This window comes from Lactobacillus nasalidis (genome assembly GCF_016587775.1).
Lineage (GTDB): Bacteria > Bacillota > Bacilli > Lactobacillales > Lactobacillaceae > Lactobacillus > Lactobacillus nasalidis.
Genome location: NZ_BOCG01000572.1, coordinates 1 through 210, shown reverse-complemented (window position 1 = coordinate 210; position 210 = coordinate 1). Strand labels below are relative to the sequence as shown.

The following is a 210-nucleotide window of genomic DNA, read 5'->3' as shown; positions in this document are numbered from 1 at the left end:
AGCGTGGGGGAAGCGGCGGTTGGCCGTGACCATGATGTCGTGGATGACCGCCCCAGAGGCTGAAGTCACCACCGCGATCTTGTCCGGAAACAGCGGCAGCGGCCGCTTGTGCTGCTGGTCAAAGAGGCCTTCGCGGCTCAGCTTTTCCTGCAGCTGCTTGAAGCGCTCATAAAGAGCCCCCAGGCCGGCCGGTTCCATGCTTTTGGCATA

General features: G+C 62.4%; 1 protein-coding gene. It reads right to left on the bottom strand.

Going from position 1 to position 210, the window contains the following annotated elements; all coding sequences use genetic code 11:
• The coding region (locus lacNas_RS10875) for an exodeoxyribonuclease VII large subunit (protein WP_280515446.1) at window positions 1-210 on the bottom strand (210 nt) is incomplete at both ends.